This window comes from Streptomyces lydicus (assembly GCF_004125265.1).
GTDB classification, from domain to species: Bacteria; Actinomycetota; Actinomycetes; order Streptomycetales; family Streptomycetaceae; genus Streptomyces; species Streptomyces lydicus_C.
Window position 1 is genome coordinate 959127 of record NZ_RDTE01000003.1, and the last position, 23577, is coordinate 982703.

Here is a 23577-nt window from a genome sequence, read left to right on the forward strand (position 1 = left end):
GTCGTTCGACGCCCGGCGCATCATCCGCGCCTCCGCACGGACTCCCGGCGGCCGATCGCCCGCGCGTCGAGCCCGGAGAGCCCGCGCACCGCGACGAAGGCCTTCTCCCGGCCGGGCAGCGAGACCCGGCCGCGCAGCACCGCCTCGGGGTCGGCGGCGATCCGGGTCAGCAGCCGGTGGTAGATGCCGGCCATCGCGGCCACACAGGCACCGCTGCGCCGGTCGAGCATCGGCAGCAGCCTGAATCCCTCGGCGAACAGCGCGCGGGCACGTTGCGCCTCGAAGTGCACCAGGCCGGTGAAGTCGGAGCCGGGCGGCGGCACGGGCCCCTGGAAGCCCGCCGCGCAGCCGAACTTGGCAAGGTCCTCGGCGGGGAGGTACGTACGGCCGTTCCCGGCGTCCTCGCGAACATCCCGGAGAATGTTGGTGAGTTGCAGGGCCAGACCGAGGGTGTCGGCGTACTCGAAGGCCCGCTCGGCGTCCGGCGCGCCCGGTACGGTGCCGAACACGCCCAGCGAGAGCCGGCCGATCGCACCGGCGACGCAGCGGCAGTAACCGCGCAGCTCGTCCCAGGTCTCGTAGGTCTCGCCGCGCACATCCATCAGCACGCCGTCGATCAGCTCGTCGAGGCCGTCCAGGGGCAGCGGGAAGCGGCGGGCGGCGTCGGCCAGCGCGACGGCCACCGGGTCGGTGTCGTCCTCGTCGATCCGGCCGTCCTTGATGCGTGCCAGCACCGCCCGGGTGTCCTCCAGGCGGCTTTGCTTGGCGGCGGGTTCCAGGGTGCCGTCGCCGATGTCGTCGACCCGGCGGGAGAAGGCGTAGAGCGCCGACATGGCCTGCCGCTTGTCGGCCGGCAGCAGCCGGATGCCGTAGGCGAAGTTCCGTGCCTGCTGCCCGGTGACGGCCTCGCAGTAGCGGTACGCAGCGAGCACCGGCGCGGACGCGTGTGCAGTTGCCTCCACGGTCCGACTCACCCCTCTCTTCGCAATGTCGCCCCTACCTCGCGCAGCAGGCTGAGCTTGGTCGGCTTGGGCGGTCCAGGGAGTACGTCGTAATCGGCGGCCGCGACCGCCTGGAGTGCAGCGCGTCCGCCGGCCACGAATCCGGCCAGCAGCAGCTTGAGCCTGCCGTGGACGCTACCCACCAGCGGGGTGCCTTCACGCAGCAGCTCACGGGCGCGTTCGGCCTCGTAAGCGATCAGCGCGCGCACCGATGCGCCCCCGCTCGGCGCGGCCAGATCGGCCTCGTCGACGCCGAAGCGCTTCCGGTCCTCGGCCGGCAGGTAGATGCGGTCGCGCCCCAGGTCCTCGGCCACGTCCTGGATGTGCTCGACGATCTGCAGGGCGGTGCAGACCGCGTCGGAGCGGCGGATGCGTTCGGGGCTCGCGGTGCCGGTGAGGGCCAGGACGAGGCGGCCGACGGGGTTGGCGGACAGCTCGCAGTAGGCGGCCAGGTCGCCGTAGGTGCCGTAGCGGCTCACCCGCTGGTCCTGCCGGTTGGCCTCGATGAGATCGAGGAAAGGCCCCGGGGCCAGCGCACAGCGGCGGACGGTCGGGCCGAGGCGGCGCAGCAGCGGATGCCCGGGGCCGGGGGCCCGGTCGCTGAAGACGCGGTGCAGGTCCGCTTCGAGGGCGTCCAGCAGCGCGGGCCGGTCGTCGTACTGTGCGCGGTCGAGCCCGAGGAGTACGGCATCGCCGCCGCCGGGTGCGAGATCGCCGTCACCGATGTCGTCGACGAGCCGGGCGAAGCCGTAGACGGCCATCAGATCGGTCCGCCAGGCGCGGGGCAGGAAGAACGGTGCGACGGGGAAGTTCTCGTGTGCGGCCTGATCGAGCACGGTGCGCGTCTGCTCCCGTCCGTCACCCGCCGCCCCCCTTCGGAGGAAGGCGCGACGCGCCTGCTCGTTGTCTCGGCTCACCGGGGGCTGCCCGGCGCATTTCGGTGCCGGAGCGAACCAGTAGCCATTGCCGTCACGTCTCCCGTTCTACACCGCCAAGACAAAACATCCCATTTCGGACACGCCGCAGTCGTCGCCGCGCCCTGATCGAGCCCGCATCACCCGCTTGGGCGAGCATTGCCCGACATATCCCACTTGTGCCGTTCGGCACCCGTACAGCTTACGCCGTACATCTCACCCGCGTCCGAGGGGGTACCGAAGCCCGGGGCAACCATCCCGTCAATACCCATTACGCCCGAACTGTTCCGGGTGTCAACGGAGTTGACCTTTTCCTCACGCTCGAAGGCCCCCGCGAGGCGGACTCACGGAGGCCTTCGGGTGCGCAGCGGACTATTTGCCCGTCTCCTTTTCGTACGCCTTGATCACTTCATCCGTCGGGCCGTCCATCAGCAGCTCGCCGCGCTCCAGCCACAGGGTCCGGTCGCAGGTGTCGCGGATGGACTTGTTGTTGTGGCTGACGAGGAAGACCGTGCCGGCCTCCTTGCGCAGTTCGCGGATGCGGGCCTCGGAGCGCTTCTGGAAGCTGCGGTCGCCGGTGGCCAGCGCCTCGTCGATCATCAGGACGTCGTGGTCCTTGGCGGCGGCGATGGAGAACCGCAGGCGGGCGGCCATGCCGGAGGAGTAGGTGCGCATCGGCAGCGAGATGAAGTCGCCCTTCTCGTTGATGCCGGAGAAGTCGACGATGCCGTCGTAGCGCTCGCGGACCTGTTCGCGGCTCATGCCCATGGCCAGGCCGCCCAGCAGGACGTTCTTCTCGCCGGTCAGGTCGTTCATCAGGGCCGCGTTCACGCCCAGCAGCGAGGGCTGGCCGTGGGTGTAGACCTTGCCGCGCTCGGCGGGCAGCAGGCCGGCGACCGCCTTGAGCAGCGTCGACTTGCCCGAACCGTTGGAACCGATCAGGCCGATCGACTCACCGCGGTAGGCGGTGAAGGAAACCCCCTTGACCGCATGCACCTCGCGCACCCCCGTGGAGGGCTTGCGGCGCACGATCCGGTTCAGCGCCGCGGTGGCGCTGCCCTTGCCCGCACCGGTGCCGTAGACGCGGTAGACGATGTGCAGATCGTCCGCGATCACCGTCGGGATACGGGCCTCGGCGGCCTCGGTCGGCTCGATGCCCTGCTTCTGTTCAGCCACGTCCGTACCGCTCCTCAGCCTTCCAGAAGTACACAAAGCCCGCCACGCCGGCCAGCAGGGCCCAGCCGGCCGCGAACGCCCACACATGGGGCGGCAACTGGTTCGCCTTGAAGCTGTCGATCAGCGCGAAACGCATCAGGTCGATGTAGACCGCGGCCGGGTTCCCGTTGAGCAGGACCTCCACGAAGTGCGGGACGTGCTTGCCCTTGAGGATCAGATCGATGCTGAACATCACGCCGGACGCGTACATCCACGTCCGCATGATGAAGGGCATCAGCTGCGCCAGGTCCGGGGTCTTCGCGCCCATCCGCGCCATGACCATCGCCAGGCCGGTGTTGAAGACGAACTGCAGCGTCAGCGCCGGGAGGGCCAGCAGCCACGACCAGGTCGGGACCTGTCCGAAGCCGAGCAGGATGATCACCAGCACGCCCATGGAGAACAGCAGCTGCTGCAGCTGCATCAGGCAGAACGAGATCGGCAGGCAGGCCCGCGGGAAGTGCAGCGCCCGCACCAGGCCGAGGTTGCCGGAGATCGCCCGCGTACCGGCCATCACCGAGCTCTGGGTGAAGGTGAAGATGAAGACACCGGTGACCAGGAACGGGACGAAGTCGTCAATGCCCCGGCTCGTGCCGATCAGTACGCCGAAGATCAAGTAGTACACGAGCGCGTTCAGCAGCGGCGTCGCCACCTGCCAGACCTGGCCCAGCTTGGCCTGGCTGTACTGCGCCGTCAGCTTGGCGCTGGCGAACGCGGAGATGAAATGCCGCCGGTCCCACAGCTGCCGGACGTACTCGGGCAGCGAGGGACGGGCCCCGCTCTGCGAGAGCCCGTACTTCTGGGCCCGCTGGGCAGGGGTGAGCCCGTCATCGGAAGATGGCGGGGCACTCATGGCGACCGCACCGTCGTGCGTGGTCTCGCTCACAGTTGACACTTTCGTCCTCAAGGTGCGCTGCCGGGGCCACGCCCCGGTTCGCGCCTGATGCTCTCAGAGATGAGCTTGTCAGATGACGGGAGGGCGGCCCAGTCGGGTCAGTCGCCAAACGGTAGCCCACTTCATGGGGCGCCTGGGACCGCTCGGGGTCGCCCAGCCCTCCTTGAAGCCACCCAGCCAGGCCCGCAGCGCCGGTCGCGAGGGCCGGCGGGCGAGGGTGAGCAGAAACCAGACACCGAGATAGACCGGAACCAGCGGGGCGGGGAGGTTGCGCCGGGCCAGCCACACCCGGTTACGGGCCACCATCCGGTGGTAGACCGCGTGCCGGGCCGGTGCCGTCGTCGGATGGAAGAGCACCATGTCGGAGCGGTAGTCGATCTGCCAGCCGGCGTCCAGCGCCCGCCAGGCCAGATCGGTCTCCTCATGAGCGTAGAAGAAGTCGTCGGGCAGCCCGCCGACCTCCTCGAACACCTGCGTACGGACCGCGTTGGCACCGCCGAGGAAGGTGGTGACCCGCGACGAGCGCAGGGGGTCCGAGGCCCGTAGCCGCGGCACATGGCGGCGCTGGGTCTCCCCGGTGTCCGGGTCGGCGATCCGGAAGCTGATGATCCCGAGGCCGGGGTCGGCGGCGAAGGCCTCCCGGCACAGCTCGGCGGTGTCCTCCCTGGCCAGCAGCCCGTCGTCGTCCAGGAAAAGCAGGACGTCGACCTCGTTGCCGCCGGGACCGAACGCCTCGATACCGACATTGCGGCCGGCCGGGATGCCGACGTTCTCCGGCAGCTCGACGGTCCGTACGCCCTCGGGGAGCTCCGGCAGCGGCGAACCGTTGCCGACGACCGCGATCTCGATCGGGTCGCCCTCCTGCTTGGCGACCGAGTCCAGCAGCGCGCGCAGTTCCTCGGGGCGGTTGCCCATGGTCAGGACAACCGCACCGAGCTTCATGCTCCTACCCACTCCGGCTCCCGTCACTTGAGCCTGCTGGAGGCGAGGATGGACACCAGGTGCAGCAGGGTCTGCAGGAGCGCGATGCCCGCCAGCACGGCGACGCCGAGCCGTGAGAAGAACAGATCGCCCCTGACCGTGTCCAGGACCGCCAGGACCAGGATCAACAGCGAGGCCTCGACCCCGAGGACCAGGCGGTGGAACTTCAGCGCGGCGGCCGCCTTGCGGGCCAGCGCCATCCCGGACGAGCGCGGCTCGGAAGCCGTCTCCTTGACCGGCGGAAGACCGCCCTGGTGACGGGCGACACCGACGAGGTCGGTCTCGGCCTTGATCAGGATGGCGCCGAGCGCGGCGAGCGTGCCGAGGAAGGCCCACAGCCAGTCGATCCGCCCGGTACCCCACAGGTCGGCGGCGCGCAGGCCGAAGCCGACCAGCACCGCCGCGTCGCACAGGTAGGCGCCGACCCGGTCCAGGTACACCCCGCCCAGCGAGAACTGCTTCTTCCAGCGGGCGACCTCGCCGTCGACACAGTCGAGCAGCAGGTAGAGCTGGACCATCAGCACGCCGAGCAGGGCCCCCGGAATCCCCGGCACCAGCAGGGCGGGTGCGGCGAGGACGCCGGCCACGGTCATCACGTAGGTCAGCTGGTTGGGGGTGATCCGCGTGTTCACCAGGTGGCGGTCGATGCGCAGCGAGAGCTCGCGCATGTAGAGCCGGCCGGCCCAGTGCTCGCCGCTCCGCCGGTCCTTCACCCCCGGGGGGTGAACGACCGGCCGGAGCTCAGCTACCGATGGCTTGTGCATAGTCGGCGTAGGCGTCCCTGATCTGGTCGGTGGACAGGTCGAGGTGTTCGAGGATGGTGTAGCGCCCGGGGCGGGTCTTGGGTGCGTACTCGACGGCCTCGACGAATTCCTCGTCCGCGAAGCCGATCTCGCCCGGCGTGACCGGCAGGCCGTGCCGGCGCAGCACCTCGACCATCAGGTCACGGGTCTCCTTGTCCCCGCGCAGATGCGTGGCGAAGGCGGCGGCGAGGCCGCACTGCTCGCCGTGGCTCGCGGCGCGCTTGGGGTAGAGGATGTCGAGCGCGTGGTTGATCTCGTGGCAGGCGCCGGACGCCGGACGGCTGTCACCGGCTACCGACATCGAGATACCGGTCAGGACCAGGCCCTCGGCCAGCACCTGGAGGAAGGCGTCGTCGCCGACCCCGCCGGGGTGCCGGAGCACGGCCTCGCCGGCCTGGCGCGCCATGGCGGCGGCCAGTCCGTCGATCGCCTCGCCGGTCTCGCGGTGCGAGAGCTCCCAGTCCGCGACCGCGGAGATGTTGGAGATCGCGTCACCGATGCCGGAGCGGACGAACCGGACCGGGGCCTCACGGATGATGTCGAGGTCGATCACCACGGCGATCGGGTTCGGCACACCGTAGGAGCCGCGGCCCGCGTCGTTGTCGAGGGTGGCGACCGGCGAGCACAGGCCGTCGTGCGACAGGTTCGTCGCCACGGCGACCAGGGGCAGGCCGATGCGCGCCGCGGCGAACTTGGCACAGTCGATGATCTTGCCGCCGCCGAGGCCCACGACCGCGTCGTAGTGCCCCTTCTTCATGGCGTCGGCGAGCTTGATCGCTTCGTCCAGGGTGCCGCCGCCGACCTCGTACCACTCGGCGCCCGGCAGCTGGGGGGACAGCCGCTCACGCAGCCGTGCCCCCGAGCCGCCGCTGATCGCAATGGCGAGCTTGCCCGACGCGGAGATGCGCTGATCGGCCAGCAGGCCCGCCAGGTCGTCCAGGGCGCCGGCGTTGATGTCGACGACGACCGGGGACGGAATGAGGCGGGTCAGTACTGGCATGCGATGTCACGGCCCTTCGCCAGGTCGTCGTGGTTGTCGATCTCGACCCACTTGACGTCGCCGATCGGCGCCACGTCCACCTTGAAGCCGCGGTTGACCAGCTCCTGGTAGCCGTCCTCGTAGTAGAGGTCGGGGTCCCGCTCGAAGGTGGTCTTCAGGGCGTCGGCCAGCTCGTCGGCGGCCTCGCCCTCGATGAGGGTGACGCCGATGTACTCGCCGGTCGCCTCGGCCGGGTCCATCAGCTTCGTGATCTTCTGGACGCCCTTGGCGGGGTCCACGACGACCTTCATCTCTTCGTCGGCGAGCTGCTTGACGGTGTCCAGCGCGAGGATGATCTTCTGGCCGTTGCCGCGGGCGGCGAGCAGGGTCTTCTCGACGGAGACCGGGTGCACGGTGTCGCCGTTGGCGAGGATCACGGTGTGCTTGATCGAGTCACGGCCGCACCACAGGGAGTAGGCGTTGTTCCACTCCTCGGCCTTGTCGTTGTCGATGAGGGTGAGCTTGAGGCCGTACTTCTGCTCCAGGGCCTCCTTGCGCTCGTAGACGGCTTCCTTGCGGTAGCCGACGATGATCGCGACCTCGGTCAGGCCGATCTCGGCGAAGTTGCCGAGGGTCAGGTCGAGGATGGTGGTGTCCCCGTCGACCGGCACCAGGGCCTTGGGCAGGGTGTCGGTGTAGGGGCGCAGACGCCGTCCGGCGCCGGCCGCCAGCACGAGGCCGATCATGCGGTTTCTCCTTCATCGTGTACGGCGGGTGCTTGGGAGGACACCCAGAAACGGATGCTCTCGACGAGCACCAGCAGCGCCAGGACCACAGCGAGGGCCGTCAGCGCGATTGTGAAACCTTCAGGGGACAGAGCGGCGGCGAGAACGGTGATCACGAGGATCCGTCCCTCATGTCCGCCGGTCGCCCGGACGAGCCACCGCGGCGGGGCTCCGGTGCCACCGCGGATGCGGTAGACCGTGTCGTAGTGATGGTAGGCGACCGCCGCGACCAGCCCGAACGCCGCGGGCAGCGCTCCGGGGACGTCCGCACGGGCGGCCAGGACCAGGATCGTGACGTATTCGCCGGCCCGGAAGAAGGGCGGAACGAGCCAGTCGAGGGCGCCCTTGAGCGGCCGTGCCACGGCGGCACCGGCCAGCAGCGCGGAACAGACGGCGACGCCGACGGTGAGCCAGGACATCGGGTCGTCCTGGAAGATCACCCAGACCAGCAGCACGGCGGCTGAGAGAAACGCCATGACCGGCGCCAGGAAGGACCCGGTACGGCCGCGGCCGCGGCCACGGCCGGCGATCAGCTCGGCGAGCGGCCCGGAGTCGGCGAGATCGGCCAGCGCCTGGGCGGCGCGGTCGGTGCGCCGGGCCCGCCGGGTCAGCGAGCGCAGCACCCGGCCCGCCGTGGTGTAGCAGGCGGCCAGCGCACAGCCGATGAGCAGGGCGTAGAAGACGATGCGCGGGGTGGTGAGCGCGGTGAGCACCGCGATCATGGCCCAGCGCTCACCGATCGGCAGCACGATCATCCGCCGCACCCAGACCGTCCAGCCGACGCTGTCGAGCTTGTCGGAGAGCGCGGCGGTGGGGCTGGTGTTGGCGGTCGCGTCGTGGTTCGCCTCGTTGAAGGAGAAGTCGACGACATGGCGGCAGGTCTGCAGCACCATCGCGCCCAGCGCCAGCGCCCATACGTCGTCTCCGCCACGGGCCGCTCCGAGGGCCAGGCCCGCGTAGTACGCGTACTCCTTGGCCCGGTCGAAGGTGGCGTCCAGCCAGGCGCCCATCGTCGAGTACTGCAGGGAGTAGCGGGCGAGCTGCCCGTCGGTGCAGTCCAGGACGAAGGAGAAGAGGAGCAGCAGGCCGGCCGCGACGAAGCCGCCGCGGGTTCCGGTGGCCGCGCAGCCGGCCGCGATCAGCGCGGTGAGCAGGGACGCGGTGGTGACCTGGTTGGGGGTGAGCCCTCGGCGCGCGCACCAGCGGGCCAGGTAGCGGGAGTACGGGCTGATGCAGTACGTGGTGAAGAACCCGTCACGGGACTTCACGGCGGTGCGCAGCCGTACGGCCTCGTCGTCGACGGCGGCGACGGCCTCCCGGGCGTCCTCGCGCTGCGCCGGGGTGAGCGCGACGGTGGCGACCAGGCTGCCGAGCTCGACCCGGTGCAGTCCGGTCACCTCGCGGTCGAGGGATTCGGTGAGGGTGTCGGTGAGGACGTCCGTGAGGTGGGCGGTGCCGGCGCCGACCGGGATCCTGCCGGCCGCGCGGGTCAGCGCGGCGCGCGCCTCGGGCTGCGCGGTGAGCGCGCCCGGCACCGCCGCGGCGGGGAAGCGGGGGTCGGTCAGTGCGAGCCGCAGGGCGTGCAGATGGCCGACGAAACGGGGGTCGACGACGGCGACCCGCTCCTGGGCGGGCACCGCGGCGAGCAGCTCGGCGGCGGATGCGGCGTCGTCCGCGGTACGGACGTCAAAGCCCAGCGTGCGCAGGTCGGCTTCGAGCGGCGACCCGGCGACCGGCGGACCGGTGAGGATGGCGGTCGACAGTCGAACTCACTCCTTGGATGCTGACAAGGCAGCACGGACGGTTCGTGATCGATCCGCATTCGATACGAACTACCCGGGCAGCGGGCGTGGCACACCTGGCGCCCGGTGGGCTGGGGTGGCACGTCGGCAGAGGCTATCGGATCGCCGGATGCGGCCGTTCACCGCGCATTCACCGCTCGATCGAGTGACCGACGGCTGCGCCTGCCGCGATCATCATGGTGGATCAGGTGGTCCATGAACAACTGGCCCGCGGACCTGGCGTTCCCTCCGGTGCCGGTTATGAGCGGGCTGGTCACGGGGCGGGCGGGTTGTGCCGGGCCCGTTGTGGCGAGAGCCATCCCAGGTCCGGGGGCGGTCGCCGCCCGGCGCGGCCGTCACCGGGAGGCGCGCGCGGTCCGTAGCGGGGGCGAAGGGCGCGGCGGCGGGGTGTGGACCATCTCACGGCCGGGCGCACGGAAGGGGCGGCGCGCTGGCATGTGGCGCCGCGCACCCGCTGTGCCGGTGATGCGGACCCGGCTAGGGCAGACTTGGCGTCGAAGACCGACGACAAGGATGGGCATGCCGATCACACCTGCCAACGGACAGACCGCCGGGGACCCGGCGGTGAGCACACCGGGCGGCGCCGCCGAACCGATCATGCTGGAGCTGGTCGACGAGGACGGTACGACGATCGGCACCGCGGAGAAGCTCGCGGCCCACCAGGCTCCCGGGCAGTTGCACCGGGCGTTCTCCGTCTTCCTCTTCGACGAGAAGGGGCGGCTGCTGCTGCAGCGCCGGGCGCTGGGGAAGTACCACTCCCCCGGTGTGTGGTCCAACACCTGCTGCGGCCACCCGTATCCCGGTGAGGCACCGTTCGTGGCCGCGGCCCGGCGGACCTCGGAGGAGCTGGGCCTGGCGCCCGCCCTGCTGGCGGAGGCGGGCACCGTGCGTTACAACCACCCCGACCCGGCCTCCGGCCTCGTCGAGCAGGAGTACAACCACCTGTTCGTCGGGCTGGTGCGGGCCGAGCCGGCGCCCGACCCCGAGGAGATCGGCGAGATCGCCTTCGTGACGCCGGAGGAACTGGCCGAGCGGCATGCCCAGCTGCCCTTCTCCGCCTGGTTCATGACCGTGCTGGACGCGGCGCGGCCGGCGGTGCGCGAGCTCACCGGAGGGTCGGCGGGCTGGTAGTGAGCGGGGTGAGCGGCAGCTCGGCCCAGATGGCCTTGCCGCCGTTCCTCGTGTTCTCGACGTCACATTTCCCGCCCGCCTCCGCGGTGAGCGTCTTGACGAGCCACAGGCCGCGGCCGCCGACATCACCCTGCTCCGCCTCCAGCGCCTTGGGGCGGTAGGGGTGGTTGTCCTCGACCGCGACCCGTAGCCAGTTCGCCCCGATGGTGACCTGGACGGCGATCCGGGGCGAGAGCAGGGCGGCGTGCCGGACGGCGTTGGTGACGAGTTCGGAGACGATGAGCAATAGGCCGTCCATGATCTCGGCGGCCACGGGAACACGCTGTTCGGCGAGCAGATCCCGGACCGCGTGGCGTGCCTGCGGCACCGAAGACTCCAGTGCCGGGGCGGTGAACCGCCAGACACCTTCGTACGCGAGCGGGGAGGTCAGCTCTTCGGGGGGTTCTGCGGGGGGTCCGGAAGGCATCCTCACAGGAAGAGTGTTGAGAATGCGTTGGTCCGGACCGGTCGGCTGAACACAAGTCAGCGCTTATCGACGCCTTATGGCCGATTGCGAATGAGGCGATCGGCCCGGCGACCGATCCTGTTGCTTTTATGGGTTGTTCGCGGACTTACCGGAGGTGACCCCCATACGATCCGCGCCCGCCGGGCGGTGCCACCGGAACGCACAGCGCGGCGGGACCGGTGCCTGGGCATCGGTCCCGCCGCGCTGTTTCAGTAGCGGGGACAGGATTTGAACCTGCGACCTCTGGGTTATGAGCCCAGCGAGCTACCGAGCTGCTCCACCCCGCGTCGGTGAACACCACCCTACGGGGCGGCAGCCTCAGGACCAAATCGATAATCATCGCGGGTGCCGCGGGCCCGCCGGTCCCGGACCACCGCCCGCGTCGGACGGTGATCCGGCCGCGTCCTCAGACCGCCCGGTCGGTGACCCGTCCGCCGTCGACCTCGATCCGGCGGGTGGTGTGCACCGCTTCGAGCATCCGGCGGTCGTGCGTGACCAGCAGCAGGGTGCCGGGGTACGAGGCGAGCGCGGACTCCAGCTGCTCGATGGCCGGCAGATCGAGGTGGTTGGTCGGCTCGTCCAGGACGAGGAGGTTGACCCCGCGGCCCTGGAGGAGGGCCAGCGCGGCGCGGGTCCGCTCCCCCGGTGACAGGGTGCGCGCCGGGCGCAGCACATGCGCCGCCTTCAGTCCGAACTTCGCCAGCAGCGTACGGACGTCGGCGGGCGGAAGGTCGGGGACACAGGCCCGGAAGGCGTCCATCAGCGACTGGTCGCCCTCTGTCCGGTCGCCGGGTGTCCGGTCGCCGTCCGGTCCGGGTGCGCCGAAGAGCCGGCCGCGCGCCTGGTCGACCTCGCCGACCACCACGCCGGGGCCCAGGGCGGCGTGCCCCGTCTCCAGCGGGAGCCGGCCGAGCAGGGCGGCGAGCAGGGTCGACTTGCCGGAGCCGTTGGGGCCGGTGATGGCGACCCGGTCCGCCCAGTCGATCTGCAGGTCCACCGGGCCGAAGCGGAAGTCGCCGCGTCGCAGGCCGGCGCCGCGCAGGGTGGCCACGACCGCACCGGCGCGGGGCGCGGCGGCGATCTCCATCCGCAGCTCCCACTCCTTGCGCGGTTCCTCGACCACCTCCATCCGCTCGATCAGTCGCTGGGTCTGCTTGGCCTTGGCGGCCTGCTTCTCGGTGGCCTCCACCCGGGCATTGCGGCCGATCTTGTCGTTGTCGGGGGCCTTGCGGCGGGCGTTCTTGACGCCCTTCTCCATCCAGTTGCGCTGGGTGTGCGCCCGGGTCTCCAGGGCGGCCTTGGTGTCGGCGTACTCCTCGTACTGCTCCCGCGCATGGCGCCGGGCCCGTTCGCGCTCCTCCAGGTAGGAGGTGTAGCCACCGCCGTAGGTGTTGACCTGCTGCTGGGCGAGGTCGAGTTCGACGACGCGGGTGACCGTGCGGGTCAGGAACTCGCGGTCGTGGCTGACCAGAACGGTGCCGGCGCGCAGCCCCGTGACGAAGGACTCCAGCCGGTGCAGACCGTCCAGGTCGAGGTCGTTGGTCGGCTCGTCCAGCAGGAAGATGTCGTAACGGGAGAGCAGCAGCGAGGCGAGCGAGGCACGGGCGGCCTGGCCGCCGGAGAGCGTGGTCATCGGCTGGTCGAGGCTGACGGACAGGCCGAGCTGTGCGGCGGTTTCCTCGGCGCGTTCGTCGAGGTCGGCCGCGCCCAGCGCGAGCCAGCGCTCCAGCGCCGTGGCGTAGGCGTCGTCCGCTCCGGGCCGCTCGTCGACCAGCGCCTGGGTGGTGGTGTCCAGGGCGAGCTGGGCCTCGGCCACGCCTGTACGGCGGGCGAAGAAGGTGCGTACGGTCTCTCCCGGGCGGCGGTCGGGCTCCTGGGGGAGGTGGCCGACCGTGGCGGTGGGCGGGCCGAGCGAGAGCGTGCCGTCCTCCGGAGTGTCCAGGCCGGCCAGCAGGCGCAGCAGCGTGGACTTGCCCGCGCCGTTGGCGCCGACAAGGCCGACCACATCGCCGGGGGCGACGACCAGATCGAGGCCGGAGAACAGGACGCGCTCGCCGTGGCCGGCGGCGAGATCTTTGGCGACAAGAGTTGCTGACATCAGGCCGCCGATCGTATCCGGACCGGTCCAACGCGGTCGCTCTAATATCCGGAGCATGGAACCCGGTCTGAAGACGCATGTCAGCGACGGCACAGCGACCGTCACCATCAGCAATACCGGCAAGCGCAATGCCATGACCGTGCAGATGTGGCGGGACCTGCCGCCGCTGCTGGAGCGGCTGGCGGCCGACCGCGCGGTCCGGTCGCTGGTGCTGACCGGTGAGGGCACGACGTTCTGCGCGGGCGCCGACATCGGGTCGCTGCGGGATCCGGCGGGCGAGTCGCAGGGGCTGGCGGCGGCGGCCGAGGAGGCGCTGGCGGCGTTTCCCGGGCCGACGCTGGCGGCGATACGCGGCTATTGCGTGGGCGGCGGCACCCAGTTGGCGGCCGCCTGCGATCTGCGGTTCGCGGAGGAGGGCGCACTGTTGGGGGTGACGCCGGCCAAGCTGGCGGTCGCCTATCCGGCGGCCGCCACCCGGCGGCTGGTCCGGCTGGCCGGGCTGTCCACCGCCAAGTACCTGTTGTTCTCGGGCGAGTTGATCGACTGCGCACGGGCGCTGCGGACCGGCCTGGTGGACGAGGTGCTGCCCGAGGGCGCGCTGGACAAGCGGGTGGCGGAATTCTCGGCCGTCCTGGCGAGCCGGTCGCTGCTGACACAGACCGCGGCGAAGGAGCTGGCCGACGGGACCTGGGACGTGCCGCCGGCCGAGGCCGAGGCGCGCGGCGCCCACTGGGCCGCGCAGGCGCGGGCGAGCGGCGACACCGCGGAGGGTGCCGCCGCCTTCCTGGAGCGCAGGGCTCCGCGCTTCACCTGGCCGACGGGCTGACGCCGGGGGCGGCCTTATGCGGAGCGGGCCTCACGCGGGGCGGGCCTTACGCGGGCCCGGGCGGGTGAGGCCCGCACGGGCCGTGGGACGGCTGCTCACCGCTGCCCGGTCAGCAGGGCCCGGCCGTCCTCCCGCAGCATCGCGGTGATCTCGGCCGGGGCCTTTTCCGGGGAGCCCGCGTCGTAGGGCGGCTGCGGGTCGTATTCGATGCCGAGCTGGATCGTCTGGGCCGCGGCGTCCCCGGCGATCCGGCCGGCCAGCGTCAGCCCCATGTCGATGCCGGACGAGACGCCGGCCGCCGTGACGTACTTGCCGTCGATGACCACCCGTTCCCCGGTCGGCTCGGCCCCCAGCGCCGGGAGCTGGTCCAGCGCCAGCCAGTGGGAGGTCGCCCGGCGCCCCTTGAGGAGGCCCGCGGCGGCCAGGATCAGCGAGCCGGTACACACCGAGGTGGTCCAGGTGGTGCCGGCGTCCACGGCGCGGATCCACTCGTGCACCGGGCCGTCCGCCATCTGATCGGCCTGCCCCGCGCCGCCGGGCACCACGAGGATGTCCGGTGCGGTGACCTCGCCCAGCGTGGCGTCGGCGACCAGCCCGAGCGAACCGAGGTCATTGCGGTGCGGGCCGGTGCGCTCGGCGACGAACACCGCCTCGGCGCCGGGCAGCCGGCTGAGGGTTTCGTAAGGGCCGACCGCGTCCAGTGTGGTGAAGCCGTCGAAGAGAAGGATCGCGAGCTGCATGGAGTCTCCTGTCGGTAGGTCGGTAGCGGTAGGGGTGGTGCCGGCCCGGTGGAGCGATGGCGGCCGGCAGGGGTTCAGGAAGAGATGAGGGGTGGTCCGGCGGTCCGGAAGCGGCGACGGTATTCGGCCGGCGAGGCACCCAGGGCCCGGAGGAAGGCGCGGCGCATCGCCTCGGGGGTCCCGTAGCCGCAGTGGCGCGACACCTGCTCGATGCCGTCGGCGGAGTCCTCCAGATGCCGTCGGGCCGCCTCCAGCCGGACCCGGTCGACATAGCGCCCCGGCGTCATGCCCACCTCGTCGCGGAAGGCCCGGGCGAAGTGCCGCGGGGAGAGGCGGGCGCGCTCGGCGAGGGCTTCGACGGAGAGGTCCCCCGCCGGGTTCTCGGTGATCCACTGCTGGACGTCGCGCAGCGGTCTGCGCTGTGCGGTCTGCGCGGCGAGCTGGGCGCTGAACTGGGTCTGGTTGCCGGGCCGCCGCAGAAACACCACCAGATGGCGGGCGATGCTCAGCGCGACGTCCCGGCCCAGGTCCTCCTCCACCAGGGCCAGGGCTAGGTCGATACCGGCCGTCACGCCCGCGGAGGTGGCCAGATCGCCGTCCCGTACGTAGATCGGCTCGGGCTCGACCCGTACCGCGGGGAAGCGTGCGGCGAGGGTGTCGCAGAGCATCCAGTGGGTCGTCGCCCGGCGGCCGTCCAGCAGCCCGGCCTCGGCGAGCAGCAGCGCTCCGCTGCACACCGAGACCTTCCGCCGGGCGCGGTGGGCGTTGCCGCGCAGCCAGTCGATCAGCCGGGGGTCGGGGGTGCGGGTGCCGTCACCGCCGGGCACCAGCAGGGTGTGCGGCGGCCCGGCGGCGGCGAGGGTGGTGTCGGGTACCAGGGTCAGTCCGCTGGTGGTGCGGACCGGGGCGCCGTCGAGGCCGGCGGTGCGGATCCGGTAGGCGCCCGGGGTTTCCAGGGTCGCTCCGTGGAAGACCTCGACCGGTCCGGAGACGTCAAGAGCCTGCACTCCGTCGAAGAGAACGACGAGCACCTCGCGCTGTTCCATGCCTCCATCCTGGACAGTGGCGGCGAAGGCGGCAATGACGGATTTCCCACCCTTTCTGCCATGGACCCGGGCCGTCAGCGGCTTACGGCCCTCCTCCGGTGCCCTACGCCCACCCCCATACCGACGGGTCGGTAGCCTGCCCGTATGACCACTTCCAGCGCACTGCCCGAGCAGGCCGGCCGTACCTGCCACAACGTCGTCAACCCGTTCCACTCCACGCACTACTTCGCGCCGGAGCTCGCCGCGGAGATGGCCAAGGCCGGCATCGAGAACCGCAGCGCCGCCTACTTCGCCTGCCGCGCGGCGGCCATGGGCGCGGTGGGCCCCGGCACCATCACGGCCACCTTCTACAACTTCAAGCACGACCTCATAGCCGAGCACGTCCCGGACGTCTGGACGATCACCACGCCGCAGGCCGTGCTGGACGCCCGGCTGCGCGCCGTGGACGCCACGCTGCGCCGGCTCCTGGGCCCGGAGGCCGTCGAGTCGCCGGAGATGGCCGAGGCGGCGCACCTGGCGCTGCGTGCCGTCGAGGGCTGCACCCCCCAGGCCCGGCCGCTCTACGCCGCGCACGCCGACCAGCCGGTGCCGAGCGCCCCGCACCTGGCCTACTGGCACGCCGCGACGCTGCTGCGCGAACACCGCGGCGACGGCCACCTGCTGGCGCTGCTCGACGCCGAACTGGACGGGCTGGAGGCTCTGGTCACCCACACCGCCAGCGGCCGCGGCATGAGCTACAAGGGTGTCATGGCGACCCGTGGCTGGTCGGAGAAGGACTGGACGGCGGCGCAGGAGCGGCTGCGGGCCCGTGGCCTCCTGGACGCCGAGGGCGAGTTGACCGAGGCCGGTGTCCAACTGCGCAAGGACCTGGAGCGGAGGACGGACCGGCTGGACCGGGCGCCGTACGAGCACCTGGGTGCCGACGGCGTGGCCCGGCTCACCGAGCTGGCGACCGGTTTCACCACCGCCGCCATGAACGCCGGGGCGTTCCCCGCCGCGCTGTTCGGCAAGTGAGGCCTGCGTAGCGTCACCGGGCCCCGCGTCCGCCCGCGGGCGGACGCGGGGCCCGCGCGGACACCCCCGGGCGGCCGGGCGGTGCGACAGTCCGGCCCGCCAACCGGCACAATGCAGGCTTACGCAAGCGCTGGAAGGCGGGTCAGGATCAACGTGACGGCATCCACTGAGCCCATCGGGACCCTCGGGTCCATCGAAGCGAGGATCGCCGGGGAGCTCGGCGTCAAGGAGCGGCAGGTGAAGGCCGCGGTCGAACTGCTCGACGGCGGCTCGACGGTTCCGTTCATCGCGCGCTACCGCAAGGAAGCCACCGAAACGCTCGACGACGCGCAGCTGCGCTCGCTCGAGGAGCGGCTGCGCTATCTGCGGGAGCTGGAGGAGCGGCGGACCGCGATCCTGGAGTCCGTACGCTCCCAGGGCAAGCTCGACGCCGCCCTGGAGGCGCAGATCCGCGGCGCCGACTCCAAGGCGCGGCTGGAGGACATCTACCTCCCTTTCAAGCCCAAGCGACGCACCAAGGCGCAGATCGCGCGGGAGGCGGGCCTGGAACCGCTCGCCGACGGGCTGCTCGCCGATCCTTCGGTGGAGCCGTCCGCGGCCGCCGCGGCGTTCGTGGACGACGGCAAGGGCGTCGCCGATCCGGCCGCCGCGCTGGAGGGCGCGCGGGCCATCCTGACCGAGCGGTTCGGCGAGGACGCGGACCTGATCGGCGAGCTGCGCGAGCGGATGTGGTCGCGCGGACGGGTCGCGGCGAAGGTGCGCGAGGGCAAGGAGGAGGCGGGCGCGAAGTTCGCCGACTACTTCGACTTCGCCGAGCCGTTCACCGAACTCCCCTCGCACCGGGTGCTGGCGATGCTCCGTGGCGAGAAGGAGGAGATCCTCGATCTCAACCTGGAACCGGAGGACCCGTCGGCGGCGACCGAGGGCCCCAGCTCCTACGAGCGGTCCATCGCGCACCGCTTCGGCATCGCCGACCGGGGCCGGCCCGGCGACAAGTGGCTGCAGGACACGGTCCGTTGGGCCTGGCGCACCCGGGTCCAGGTGCACCTCGGGATCGATCTGCGGCTGCGGCTGCGGCAGGCCGCCGAGGACGAGGCGGTGCGGGTCTTCGCTTCGAACCTGCGCGATCTGCTGCTGGCGGCGCCCGCCGGTACCCGCGCCACGATGGGCCTGGACCCCGGTTTCCGTACGGGCGTGAAGGTCGCCGTGGTGGACGCGACCGGCAAGGTGGCCGCCACGGAGACCATCTACCCCCATGTACCGCAGCAGAAGTGGGACGCCTCGCTGGCCACGCTGGCGAAGCTGGCCCGCGAGCACGACGTCGAGCTGATCGCGATCGGCAACGGCACCGCCTCCCGCGAGACCGACAAGCTGGCGGCCGATCTGATCGCCGCGCAGCCGGAGCTGAAGCTGACGAAGGTGATGGTCTCCGAGGCCGGCGCCTCGGTGTACTCCGCCTCCGCGTTCGCCTCGCAGGAGCTGCCGGAGCTGGACGTCTCGCTGCGCGGCGCGGTGTCCATCGCCCGCCGACTGCAGGACCCGCTGGCCGAGCTGGTCAAGATCGACCCTAAGTCGATCGGCGTCGGGCAGTACCAGCACGACCTGTCCGAGGTGAAGCTGTCGCGCTCGCTGGACGCCGTGGTCGAGGACTGTGTGAACGGCGTCGGCGTGGACGTCAACACCGCCTCGGCGCCGCTGCTTTCGCGGGTGTCGGGCATCGGCTCCGGGCTCGCCGAGAACATCGTGGCGCACCGGGACAGCAACGGCCCGTTCCGCTCCCGCAAGGCCCTCAAGGACGTGGCGCGGCTCGGCCCCAAGGCCTACGAGCAGTGCGCCGGCTTCCTGCGGATCCGGGGCGGCGACGACCCGCTGGACGCCTCCAGCGTGCACCCGGAGGCGTACCCGGTGGTGCGCCGGATGGTGAAGTCGGCGGCCACCCAGGTCGGTTCGCTGATCGGCAACGCCACGGTGCTGCGCACCCTGAAGGCCGCGGACTTCGTCGACGACTCCTTCGGTCTGCCGACGGTGAGCGACATCCTGCAGGAGCTGGAGAAGCCGGGCCGTGACCCGCGTCCGGTCTTCAAGACGGCGACCTTCAAGGAAGGCGTGGAGAAGATCGGCGACCTGCAGCCGGGGATGCTCCTGGAGGGCGTGGTGACCAATGTCGCCGCCTTCGGGGCGTTCGTGGACGTGGGCGTCCACCAGGACGGTCTGGTGCATGTCTCGGCGATGTCGAAGACCTTCGTCAAGGACCCGCGGGACGTGGTGAAGCCGGGCGACATCGTGCGGGTCAAGGTGCTCGATGTCGACATTCCGCGGAAGCGGATCTCGCTGATGCTGCGGCTGGACGACGAGCACGGCAAGGGCGCCGCGACGACCGGCGGCGGCGAGCGCCGCGGCGGCTCGGGCGGCGGCTCCGGCGGCGGCCGGGGACCGCGCGAGGGCGGCGGCCGCGGCGGTGCGCCGCGCCAGCGGCAGGGCGGCGCCGGACAGCGGCAGGGCGGCGGCGGGCAGCGCGGCGGTGACCGCCGGGGCGGCCGCGACGCCGGGCCGGCCAACGACGCGATGGCCGATGCCCTGCGGCGGGCCGGACTCCTGGGCACGGAGCGCGGCGGCCGCTGACGGATCACGGCTGCTACCGGCGGCAGCGGGACGGGCTCCCGCTGCCGCCGGTACGGCTGCGGTGCACAGGTGCTGCGGACGGCCCACCGGCCTACCGGCCTACTTGGATTCGACCCGTCCGACGGGGTGGGGACCGCTCGCCTCTGCCTCGCGTGCTGTCTGCCAGGTGCGGTCGCCGGGGTGGAGCGCGGTGCGGAGGTAGGCCGCGGTGAGCCGCCCGACGGCGGCGACCCGCTCGGGGCTCTCGTCCGTGGTCTCGGCGGCGTCGTATCCGGGGATCCCGCCGAGTGCGTGCCCGGCACCGAACAGGGTGAGCAGGGACTTGGGGCCGGGGCTCAGGGTGTAGGGGTCGGCGTGCCAGTCCGGCCCGCGGTCCGTGAAGTGCGGGGAGTCGTCCTCGTCGCCGGCGACGACCAGCGCGGGCGCGGTCATCGTGGAGAAGTCGGTGGTCCGCAGGACGGGCAGCGCCTTCGCCATGGGCCCGTTGAGGACATCGCCCCGGCCGGGCGCGGCCAGCAGCACCCCTGCCTTGATGCGGGGCTCGAAGAGGCTCACTTCCTCGCCGTTGTCGGGGTCGGTGACCCGGGCGCCGAGCAGGAGGCCGGTGGTGAAGCCCCCGAAGGAGTGTCCGGCGACGGCGACCTTGGTGCGGTCGATCCGCCCGGCGAGCAGCGGCACGGCCTTTTCGATCACGTCGAGCCGGTCGAGAAGGTGCGTCATGTCCTCGGCGCGCGAGCGCCAGAAGAAGGGTGCTCCCGGAGCGTCGGCGAGCCGGTGGCTCAGCGTCCTGGAGCTGAGATGGGTGGGCTGGACGACCACGAACCCCTGCGCCGCCCAGAAGTTGACGAGCGGCGCGTAGCCGTTCAGCGAGGAGAGGTGGTTCGAGGGTCCGTGACCGTGCGAGAACAGGATGACGGGCAGTCCCGTTCCGCTCGCGGGTGCGGAGACGCGGACCTGCATGTCCACGGGCCGTCCGGGGACGGACAGCACCACCGGGCTGAAGGACAGGACCGGAGCGGGCGCGCCCGGGGCGGCTGCGGTGGCGGTGTCAGTGACGGTGGCCGTGTCAGTGGCAGTGGCGGTGTCGGTGGAGGCGTTCACGAGGTGTGGGTTCCCCTTCTGTGAGCCCTGCCGCCCGCCGGTCTCGTGCGGCCGGCTGCGGACAGGGCGGTAGAGAGCGTCCGGCTTCGGCTAAGCTGAAGCGGAACGCCGCTCCATTTAGTATCCGGATCATCGTTCCGTTTCGTCAAGCGGTGCCGAAGGAGAATGTGATGCCCACCGATGGCCCCGCCGGGGAGCCACCGGCCCGCAGCAAGCGGGCCGACGCCCAGCGCAACCGGCAGTCGGTGCTCAGCGCCGCCGCCGAGGTGTTCGTCACCGGCGGCGTCGACGCGCCGATCCGGCAGATCGCCGCCCGGGCAGGCGTCGGGATGGCCACCATCTACCGCCACTTCCCGACCCGGGCCGACCTCGTCACCGCGGTCTACCGCCACCAGATCGAGGCCTGCGCCGAAGCCGGCCCGACCCTGCTGGCCGACGCCGATTCCCCGCTCGACGCGCTGCGCCGCTGGATCGACCTCTTCGTCGATTTCCTGGTCACCAAGCACGGACTCGCCGACGCCCTGCAGTCCGACAGCGACCGCTTCGCCGCGCTGCACACCTATTTCCTCGACCGCCTGCTGCCCGTCTGCGCCCAGCTGCTCGACGCCGCGGCCGACGCCGGTGAGATCAGGCCCGGAACCCAGCCGTACGAGCTGATGCGCGGCATCGGCAACCTCTGCATCGGACGCGACAGCGATCCCCGCTACAACCCCCGCCGTCTGATCGAACTGCTCCTGCGGGGACTGGAGCGACCGCGGCCGGCCTGACGGCGGGGTCCACGGACAACGACGTTGACGGGAAGCGGCGTTCACAGTCGGCGGCGTCGGCGTTCACGGGCGACGGCGTGCACCGGCCAGGCGGGCGGCGGGGAACCGCGGTTCGTCCTGAACCGCCGGGAACCGCGGCTCAGGACGCCCCCGCATACCCGCGGATGCGCTCCACCTCTGCCGCCACATCCGTGAGCGTGGCACAGTCCGGAACCGGCAGCAGATCAGGGCCCGGCACGCCGTCGGCCGGACGGCGGCGCGGGTCCTCCAGGGCGTCGGCCATCGCCGACAGGGCCTGGCACAGCCGCTCGGCCTCGGCCACGCTCGGGCGGCGGGCGCCGTGGTCCAGGCGTATCGCGCAGGCGGTCGCGGCGTCCACGATGCGTTCGGCCGCGGTGACGACGGTCAGCCAGTCGGGGTTGCGGTCGCGGGCGGCGAGGAGTTCGGCCGCGGCGGTCTCCGCCGCCGCCCTGGCCTCCCCCAGCGACCGGTAGGCGGCACGGCGCAGCGCCAGCCGCCGGGCGGGGTCCGTGCCCGGCGCCGACTCCAGGACGTGCCGGAGGAATTCCTCGGTGCTGTGCAGCGCCGAGGTGACGCGGTGGCCGACCCGGCGGCGCGGGTCGGCGAGCCGTGGCAGATGCCCGACGACGAGCACGATGCCGCAGGCGATGGAGGTGTCGACGACCCGCTCGGCGGCGGCCTCCTGAGCGCCGCCGGCGTAGACGAACGACAGCACCATGAGGGTGATCGCCACGGTCTGGAGCGCGAAGTGGCGCGTGGCGAACGGCAGCAGCGCGCCGCCCACGCCCGCCACCAGCGCGGGCCACCAGGAACCGGTCAGCACCAGGCCCGCCCCGGCGAAGAGCAGCACGCCCGCGACGGTCCCGGCGAAGCGGTTGACCGTACGGGAGAAGAGCGGGCCGAGGTCGGGTTTGACGAGGAAGGTGGTGGTCGCCGGGAGCCAGTACCAGTGCTCGGGGCGCAGCAGCAGGGCCACGGCGGCGCTCGCGGCGATGCAGACGGCGACCCGCAGGCCGTAGTCCCGCCCGGCGGGCCCGAACAGGCTGCGTCCGCGCCGGGTCCGCCCGCCGGCCGCAGCCACCGCCGCGCGGGCCACGGTGCCCGGCACGGTCAGCCAGGCGGGACGGCCGGCGGGCGCCGGTGCGGGCGGTGTCGGTGCCGCGGGCAGCGGCTCCCGGCGGGCGAACGCGACCGCCGCGTCCAGCAGTGCCTGGTCGAAGGCGCCGCGTGCGGCCGTACTGGTCTCCGGGGCGGACAGCCGGCCCGGGGACCGCCCGGTGCGCAGGGCCTCGGCGAACTGCCGGGGGCTTTGTGCCACCCGGGACGGCAGCGGCCGGGCCTCCCACAGCAGCGCCACGCTGGCCTCGCACAGCGCGGTCGCCGCGGCGAACCGCTCGGTGAGCAGCCGCTCTTCCGTACGGGCGGTGCGCCGCAGCAGGCTGCTGGTGAGCCGGCGCAGCCGCAGGGCCTCGTCGGCGCGGTCCAGGGCGGCGGTGAGCCGGCGTCTGGCGGGCTCGGCGCCCGCCCCGCCGGCCGCGCCCAGGGCATCGGCGAGCGCGTCGAAGACCGTGGCGACCGCCGCCCGCTCGCCGCTGAGCGCACCGCCCGCGGGCCGGGGCGAGCGCAGCACCAGCCGCAGCAGGAGCAGCCACAGGCAGCCGGCGAGGACGAAGAGGGCCTTCGCCCAGGGCGCCCCGGGCAGCGGCATCCCGGCTCCCAGGACGGTGGTCGCCAGCATCTGCATACCGGCGTTGGAGCGCACCGGCCCGGCGACACTGCCCGCGCCGGAGACGAAGCCGACGGCGAACAGCGCCGGAACGATCCACCAGCCCGCACCGGCCGTCTGCAGCGAGGCGCCGATCAGCATGCCGAACGCCGAGGCGAGGGCGGGCAGACCGATGTGGACCATGCCGGTGCGCCGGGTGCCGGGACGGTCGTTGACCCCCGCCAGCATGGAGCCGAGAGCGCTCAGTACGCCGGGCGCCGGGTGGCCGGTGGCGATACCGGCTCCCAGCAGCGGCCCCGCGCACAGCGCACCGCGGGCGACGGCCGCCCAGGGCACGGGCAGCCGCTGCCAGTGGAACGGATGGGCCAGCCAGGCGGGCACGGCGCGCTGCGCGCGGAGCATGAGCCTCCTCAGACGACGGCGTACGGACGGCAAGAGCGGAATCCGAGGGGCGACATCGGCCAACGGTGCTGCTACCACCCTAAGGTCCGGGCTTGTCCTGACCACTGCCGCGGGGTTACCGCAAGATCACGAGCGCACGGCAGGAGGGCGGCTCGCCCCTTGGGTATCGGGGCTTCCCCTCGTCCCGTCTCCCCCACCCTCGTCAG

Annotated in this window: 20 protein-coding genes and 1 tRNA gene; 5 read left to right on the forward strand and 16 right to left on the reverse strand. The window is 72.1% G+C overall.

Annotated features, from left to right (window positions below; genetic code table 11):
- Positions 1 to 20 precede the first annotated feature (20 nt).
- From hpnD to D9V36_RS07040, 9 genes are all read right to left on the reverse strand, one after another.
- Positions 21 to 974: a presqualene diphosphate synthase HpnD gene (gene hpnD / locus D9V36_RS07000; RefSeq protein WP_129293003.1), complete on the reverse strand. Its 954-nt coding sequence runs from the start codon at positions 972 to 974 to the stop codon at positions 21 to 23.
- Positions 971 to 1837 (reverse strand): squalene synthase HpnC, encoded by an 867-nt coding sequence (hpnC, locus tag D9V36_RS07005; protein ID WP_129298243.1) that lies wholly within the window; start codon positions 1835 to 1837, stop codon positions 971 to 973. The genes hpnD and hpnC overlap by 4 nt, the downstream gene beginning before the upstream one ends.
- A gap of 450 nt (positions 1838 to 2287) precedes the next feature.
- Positions 2288 to 3091, reverse strand: coding sequence for an ABC transporter ATP-binding protein (locus D9V36_RS07010; RefSeq protein WP_206739613.1), 804 nt, complete (start codon positions 3089 to 3091; stop codon positions 2288 to 2290).
- Positions 3084 to 4013 carry an ABC transporter permease gene (locus tag D9V36_RS07015; RefSeq protein ID WP_129293004.1) on the reverse strand — a complete coding sequence of 310 codons (930 nt, stop codon included), beginning with the start codon at positions 4011 to 4013 and terminating at the stop codon, positions 3084 to 3086. Before D9V36_RS07015 ends, D9V36_RS07010 begins: the two co-directional genes overlap by 8 nt.
- Before the next feature lie 78 nt (positions 4014 to 4091).
- Positions 4092 to 4964: a glycosyltransferase family 2 protein gene (locus D9V36_RS07020; protein ID WP_129293005.1), complete on the reverse strand. Its 873-nt coding sequence runs from the start codon at positions 4962 to 4964 to the stop codon at positions 4092 to 4094.
- A 23-nt stretch (positions 4965 to 4987) separates the two neighbouring features.
- Positions 4988 to 5767 (reverse strand): CDP-alcohol phosphatidyltransferase family protein, encoded by a 780-nt coding sequence (locus tag D9V36_RS07025; RefSeq protein ID WP_129293006.1) that lies wholly within the window; start codon positions 5765 to 5767, stop codon positions 4988 to 4990.
- The gene (locus D9V36_RS07030; protein WP_129293007.1) at positions 5745 to 6806 is read right to left on the reverse strand and encodes an iron-containing alcohol dehydrogenase family protein; all 1062 of its coding nucleotides are present in this window, start codon (positions 6804 to 6806) and stop codon (positions 5745 to 5747) included. The genes D9V36_RS07025 and D9V36_RS07030 overlap by 23 nt, the downstream gene beginning before the upstream one ends.
- Complete coding sequence (locus tag D9V36_RS07035; protein ID WP_069570960.1) at positions 6794 to 7531, reverse strand: sugar phosphate nucleotidyltransferase; 738 nt, start codon at positions 7529 to 7531, stop codon at positions 6794 to 6796. Before D9V36_RS07035 ends, D9V36_RS07030 begins: the two co-directional genes overlap by 13 nt.
- Positions 7528 to 9333, reverse strand: a complete 1806-nt coding sequence (locus tag D9V36_RS07040) for a DUF5941 domain-containing protein (RefSeq protein ID WP_129293008.1) — start codon at positions 9331 to 9333, stop codon at positions 7528 to 7530. The genes D9V36_RS07035 and D9V36_RS07040 overlap by 4 nt, the downstream gene beginning before the upstream one ends.
- Before the next feature lie 558 nt (positions 9334 to 9891).
- Here D9V36_RS07040 and idi point away from each other — a divergent pair.
- The gene (idi, locus tag D9V36_RS07045; RefSeq protein ID WP_129293009.1) at positions 9892 to 10503 is read left to right on the forward strand and encodes an isopentenyl-diphosphate Delta-isomerase; all 612 of its coding nucleotides are present in this window, start codon (positions 9892 to 9894) and stop codon (positions 10501 to 10503) included.
- Here idi and D9V36_RS07050 read toward each other — a convergent pair.
- From D9V36_RS07050 to D9V36_RS07060, 3 genes are all read right to left on the reverse strand, one after another.
- A complete protein-coding gene (locus D9V36_RS07050; protein ID WP_129293010.1) occupies positions 10478 to 10969 on the reverse strand; it encodes an ATP-binding protein in 492 nt (163 codons plus the stop codon). The genes idi and D9V36_RS07050 overlap by 26 nt on opposite strands.
- Positions 10970 to 11221: 252 nt before the next feature.
- Positions 11222 to 11295 (reverse strand) — tRNA-Met (locus tag D9V36_RS07055).
- Between the two features lie 119 nt (positions 11296 to 11414).
- Complete coding sequence (locus D9V36_RS07060) at positions 11415 to 13106, reverse strand: ABC-F family ATP-binding cassette domain-containing protein (protein ID WP_129293011.1); 1692 nt, start codon at positions 13104 to 13106, stop codon at positions 11415 to 11417.
- Between the two features lie 55 nt (positions 13107 to 13161).
- Here D9V36_RS07060 and D9V36_RS07065 point away from each other — a divergent pair, with 55 nt between their 5' ends.
- Complete coding sequence (locus D9V36_RS07065; RefSeq protein ID WP_129293012.1) at positions 13162 to 13932, forward strand: enoyl-CoA hydratase/isomerase family protein; 771 nt, start codon at positions 13162 to 13164, stop codon at positions 13930 to 13932.
- 95 nt (positions 13933 to 14027) lie between these two features.
- Here the strand turns inward: D9V36_RS07065 and D9V36_RS07070 are convergent, their stop codons facing one another.
- Both D9V36_RS07070 and D9V36_RS07075 read right to left on the reverse strand, forming a co-directional pair.
- Positions 14028 to 14672, reverse strand: a complete 645-nt coding sequence (locus D9V36_RS07070) for a DJ-1/PfpI family protein (protein ID WP_129293013.1) — start codon at positions 14670 to 14672, stop codon at positions 14028 to 14030.
- A gap of 74 nt (positions 14673 to 14746) precedes the next feature.
- Positions 14747 to 15718: a GlxA family transcriptional regulator gene (locus D9V36_RS07075; RefSeq protein WP_129293014.1), complete on the reverse strand. Its 972-nt coding sequence runs from the start codon at positions 15716 to 15718 to the stop codon at positions 14747 to 14749.
- Between the two features lie 144 nt (positions 15719 to 15862).
- Between D9V36_RS07075 and D9V36_RS07080 the strand changes: the two genes are divergently transcribed.
- Positions 15863 to 16732 (forward strand): SCO6745 family protein, encoded by an 870-nt coding sequence (locus D9V36_RS07080; RefSeq protein ID WP_129293015.1) that lies wholly within the window; start codon positions 15863 to 15865, stop codon positions 16730 to 16732.
- A 153-nt stretch (positions 16733 to 16885) separates the two neighbouring features.
- Positions 16886 to 19354: a Tex family protein gene (locus D9V36_RS07085; protein ID WP_129293016.1), complete on the forward strand. Its 2469-nt coding sequence runs from the start codon at positions 16886 to 16888 to the stop codon at positions 19352 to 19354.
- Between the two features lie 99 nt (positions 19355 to 19453).
- Here D9V36_RS07085 and D9V36_RS07090 read toward each other — a convergent pair whose 3' ends face one another.
- Positions 19454 to 20455, reverse strand: a complete 1002-nt coding sequence (locus tag D9V36_RS07090) for a chlorophyllase (RefSeq protein WP_129293017.1) — start codon at positions 20453 to 20455, stop codon at positions 19454 to 19456.
- Between the two features lie 170 nt (positions 20456 to 20625).
- On the opposite strand from D9V36_RS07090, the gene D9V36_RS07095 reads away from it, so the two are divergent.
- Entirely contained in the window at positions 20626 to 21222 is a 597-nt protein-coding gene (locus tag D9V36_RS07095; RefSeq protein WP_129293018.1) for a TetR/AcrR family transcriptional regulator, read from the forward strand.
- Between the two features lie 139 nt (positions 21223 to 21361).
- Here D9V36_RS07095 and D9V36_RS07100 read toward each other — a convergent pair whose 3' ends face one another.
- Positions 21362 to 23371 carry an FUSC family protein gene (locus tag D9V36_RS07100; RefSeq protein ID WP_129293019.1) on the reverse strand — a complete coding sequence of 670 codons (2010 nt, stop codon included), beginning with the start codon at positions 23369 to 23371 and terminating at the stop codon, positions 21362 to 21364.
- Between the last annotated feature and the right edge of the window lie 206 nt (positions 23372 to 23577).

Excerpts from the sequence above, each read along its gene's own strand:
- D9V36_RS07020 (WP_129293005.1), bottom strand. The coding sequence starts at position 4,964 with ATGAAGCTCGGTGCGGTTGTCCTGACCATGGGCAACCGCCCCGAGGAA.
- D9V36_RS07070 (WP_129293013.1), bottom strand. The coding sequence starts at position 14,672 with ATGCAGCTCGCGATCCTTCTCTTCGACGGCTTCACCACACTGGACGCG.
- idi (WP_129293009.1), top strand. The coding sequence starts at position 9,892 with ATGCCGATCACACCTGCCAACGGACAGACCGCCGGGGACCCGGCGGTG.
- D9V36_RS07065 (WP_129293012.1), top strand. The coding sequence starts at position 13,162 with ATGGAACCCGGTCTGAAGACGCATGTCAGCGACGGCACAGCGACCGTC.
- D9V36_RS07100 (WP_129293019.1), bottom strand. The coding sequence starts at position 23,371 with ATGCTCCGCGCGCAGCGCGCCGTGCCCGCCTGGCTGGCCCATCCGTTC.
- D9V36_RS07025 (WP_129293006.1), bottom strand. The coding sequence starts at position 5,767 with ATGCACAAGCCATCGGTAGCTGAGCTCCGGCCGGTCGTTCACCCCCCG.
- D9V36_RS07030 (WP_129293007.1), bottom strand. The coding sequence starts at position 6,806 with ATGCCAGTACTGACCCGCCTCATTCCGTCCCCGGTCGTCGTCGACATC.
- D9V36_RS07080 (WP_129293015.1), top strand. The coding sequence starts at position 15,863 with ATGACCACTTCCAGCGCACTGCCCGAGCAGGCCGGCCGTACCTGCCAC.
- D9V36_RS07060 (WP_129293011.1), bottom strand. The coding sequence starts at position 13,106 with ATGTCAGCAACTCTTGTCGCCAAAGATCTCGCCGCCGGCCACGGCGAG.
- D9V36_RS07050 (WP_129293010.1), bottom strand. The coding sequence starts at position 10,969 with ATGCCTTCCGGACCCCCCGCAGAACCCCCCGAAGAGCTGACCTCCCCG.
- D9V36_RS07095 (WP_129293018.1), top strand. The coding sequence starts at position 20,626 with ATGCCCACCGATGGCCCCGCCGGGGAGCCACCGGCCCGCAGCAAGCGG.
- D9V36_RS07075 (WP_129293014.1), bottom strand. The coding sequence starts at position 15,718 with ATGGAACAGCGCGAGGTGCTCGTCGTTCTCTTCGACGGAGTGCAGGCT.
- D9V36_RS07035 (WP_069570960.1), bottom strand. The coding sequence starts at position 7,531 with ATGATCGGCCTCGTGCTGGCGGCCGGCGCCGGACGGCGTCTGCGCCCC.